4 protein-coding genes are annotated in these 3183 nt (G+C 61.6%); 2 read left to right on the top strand and 2 right to left on the bottom strand.

All coding sequences use genetic code 11. The features are described from left to right. Positions 1 to 23 precede the first annotated feature (23 nt). Complete coding sequence (locus tag B4A72_RS01020) at positions 24 to 353, bottom strand: hypothetical protein (RefSeq protein ID WP_292954011.1); 330 nt, start codon at positions 351 to 353, stop codon at positions 24 to 26. Positions 354 to 355: 2 nt separating this feature from the next. Beyond that, positions 356 to 1972, bottom strand: a complete 1617-nt coding sequence (locus tag B4A72_RS01025) for a phage minor head protein (protein WP_292977968.1) — start codon at positions 1970 to 1972, stop codon at positions 356 to 358. Between the two features lie 121 nt (positions 1973 to 2093). Between B4A72_RS01025 and B4A72_RS01030 the strand changes: the two genes are divergently transcribed. After that, positions 2094 to 2513 (top strand): acyl-CoA transferase, encoded by a 420-nt coding sequence (locus B4A72_RS01030; protein WP_292977969.1) that lies wholly within the window; start codon positions 2094 to 2096, stop codon positions 2511 to 2513. Between the two features lie 26 nt (positions 2514 to 2539). Further along, positions 2540 to 3183, top strand: a 644-nt coding sequence (locus tag B4A72_RS01035; protein ID WP_292977970.1) for a phage tail tube protein, incomplete at its 3' end; no start/stop codon positions are given.

A 3183-nucleotide genomic window follows, 5' to 3' on the forward strand; every position in this document is an offset into this window, starting at 1 on the left:
TGGGTGGAGGGGCGAACAATTCTCTAACCCGACGGTTTCTCGGCCCAAACCAAGAACTCGAAAGTTCCACCCTCACGCACAGCTTGGTCGACAATATCCACGACGCGCGCCCTCGACCGATCAGGATCGGCAAAAATTGACCAGCCCTCCTCATGCTCGGGCAGGACCAGAATGTCATAGTCAAGGCGTCGCCCGGTTCTTGCGCCAGCCGTCTTTATTGTCTCCATACGGGATATGCTGAATCCGGCATTTGCAAGATAGTTGTTGAAGGCACGAAGCTGATCCAACGACAATCGGACATACTTCTTTCCGTGGAGAAGTTCTTGCATGCAGGCTTGCATCTTATCTTCCATGGCTACTCCAGCGGTCGAATAATTTCTTGCAGATCGTTCTCCGGTGCGCGCAAGGGCACATTTCTGTTACTTACCGCGACGACTTCGCCGTCCGGGTTCAATATCACCCAATGCCCGTCGCGGCCAGTAAGCAGAGTCATCTCCTGCCCTTTGTAGGGACCAAATCCGCGAATTACCCCGCTCAAATCAGGGTTAGGGTTCGCGATGATCCCATCGATCTGCTCGGCAGTGTGCCCTTTGCCCGTGATATACTCGGCCCCGTCACCTTTTGGGCCGTGACCCCGGACGATGTTGCCATCTGGTGTAGTGATGTTGGCTGGGCGCGCTTCGAGAATGCTGGGACCAGCAAGCTCTGGGATCGGTGTTGAGATGATATTTCCGGTCGGGTCTTCGGCGGCGGGCGATCCGGTGTGGTTCGGCAGGCCGAGAACCTCGGCCGGGTAGATCTCCAGCCACTGCTCGATGCGCTCGGGCGTGAAGCCGGGAAGTTCGCCCAGCCGCCGCTCGTCCTCGGTCAGTTCAGGGAATACCTCGACCCAGCCATCGGCAATCGTGCCGTCCTGGAGCCGGAGTCGACCTTCGCTGAACGCATCGTAGGCGCGCTGTACGAATGCGCCAAGCGCGCGCTGAGCAGCGCGGTCTCCTTCCGCAACCTGCTGAATAGTTCCGGGATTCGACATCTCGAAAAGCGCCGCCGCCTGACCGGCGATCCGTGCCGCATCAACGGTCTTGGGCAGGCTGGATCCGAAGCCGGTACTGACCGTTTCCTGCACCAGTTCGTGCGCAATGGCAGCCAGGAGCCCTTCGCCCGATCCAAGATCGACGCCGAGGATATCGGCAGCGCGGTTCAGGCGACGTTCTGTTGCGAGTTCGGTGAGTTCCCCCAAGGCATTGCTAGCCTCCCACGCCGCCAAAAACGCCGCCAAAGCAGCGGCTCCCTGAGGGGTAAGCGCGACCGCACGTCCGACAAGGCCCCGAAAGAAGGCCCCCACCGGAATTTCCGCCGCTGGCGCATACTGGGCAAGGACAGCATCGTTTGGCAACAGCGACGCAACAGGCTCGGCGAAACACCGGCAGTTATGTGCCTGTCCCGGATGCCCGCCCGCAGGAGGCTCATCCCAACTGAAGACCTGATCGTCATACTCTGCGTGACTGTCGCGAACCTGCGCGTCGTCTCGGGAACGCCAGATGTAACGCTCTATCCCAAGGTCTTGCTGCCGAAGCTGATTGATCAACCCCGCGAAGGCCCTCAGCAGACGCTCCTCCATGGCCGTTCGCAATGGGCGGAGACGCTGGGGGTGGGATTGATATTCTTCAAAGATGGCCGTCAGACGCATATCCCATTCGCGCAGGACAGCCTCCTTCGCGTCCGACACATCGCGCAGGTCTGCCTCCGTCACCCAAGGGACTGTGTCGGGTGGTGTCAGGGCATTCAGAAGCGCCCGTGTATTGTCGGCGATAACCCGATCCAGACGATCCGAAAAATCGCTCCGAAGACCCGGGTAGCCAGGAAATAGCGACTTGATGGAAATGGCCTGGCGTATAGAATCGTTACGCTGGCTGACCACGTACTGACCATGTCCGCCATGCCGAAGGAAGTCCCGTAAATTGTGTTGCAATAGAACCTCCCCGCCGATCTGCGGGATCGGTTGTAGGAGCAATTAGTTAACGAGTATTTACCTTTCCGCGCGTTGCTTTCCACGGGGCAATACGTCAACCGAAATCTGAAGTGCCCATGACATGCCGACCCTCCGCGAAACCATCCTCACCGCGCTGCATGCGCGGCTGTCGGCGCTGCCCGCCACCGCCCTGCGCGGCGACGTCCTACCCGAACGGCTGCCACCTGACGGCTTGGTGATCCTGCGTGACGGCGAGCCGGGTGAACCCCAGGTCACGCTTTCGCCGCTCACGTACCACTATCAGCACCGCGCCGAGATCGAGGCGGTGGTTCAGGGCGCCGACCGTGACGCCACCTTCGACGCCCTCTGCGCCAGCATCGGCACCACCATCGCCGCCGACCGCACGCTGGGCGGGCTATGCGACTGGGTCGAAGCGGAAGCGCCGCGTCCGGTCGATCTGCCCGTCGAGGGGGCGGCTAGCCTGAAGGCGGCGGTGATCACCGTCATCCTGCATTACACGACAGCCGACCCACTCGGCTGATCCACCCACAATTCGAGGAGAACACGATGGCACGAGCCAAGGGGGCGCGGGCGCAGATGGCGCTGGCGTTCGAGACCGTTTATGGCACGCCGCCTGCGGGCGGTTACACAAAGATGCCGTTTGCCAGCACCACGCTCGGGGCGGAACAGCCACTCCTGAACTCCGAACTGCTGGGCTATGGCCGCGATCCGCTAGCGCCAATCAAGGATGCGGTGACGGCCGATGGCGATGTCGTCGTTCCTATTGATGCGGAGGCGTTTGGCTTCTGGCTGAAGGCGGCGTTCGGAGACCCGGTCACCACCGGCACCGGCCCATGGACGCATGAGTTCCGTTCCGGGGCCTGGACGCTGCCCAGTCTCACCATCGAGACCGGCATGCCCGAGGTGCCGCGCTATGCAATCTATTCCGGTTGCGTGCTGGACCAGCTCAGCTGGCAGATGCAGCGTTCCGGATTGCTGACCGCCACCGCCCGGCTTGTGGCGCAGGGCGAGACGGTCGGGACCGTCAGCAGTGCTGGCACGCCCGCACCTATCGATCTGAGGCGCTTCGGCCATTTCAACGGATCGATCACCCGCAACGGCGCGGCGCTGGGCAATGTCGTCTCGGCCCAGATCACCTATGCCAATAATCTCGACCGGATCGAGACCATCCGCGCCGATGGCCGCATCGA

This window comes from Paracoccus sp. UBA5162, assembly GCF_002413585.1.
Taxonomy (GTDB): domain Bacteria; phylum Pseudomonadota; class Alphaproteobacteria; order Rhodobacterales; family Rhodobacteraceae; genus Paracoccus.

Coding starts and splice junctions, on each gene's coding strand:
- B4A72_RS01030 (WP_292977969.1), top strand. CDS start 2,094: ATGCCGACCCTCCGCGAAACCATCCTCACCGCGCTGCATGCGCGGCTG.
- B4A72_RS01020 (WP_292954011.1), bottom strand. CDS start 353: ATGGAAGATAAGATGCAAGCCTGCATGCAAGAACTTCTCCACGGAAAG.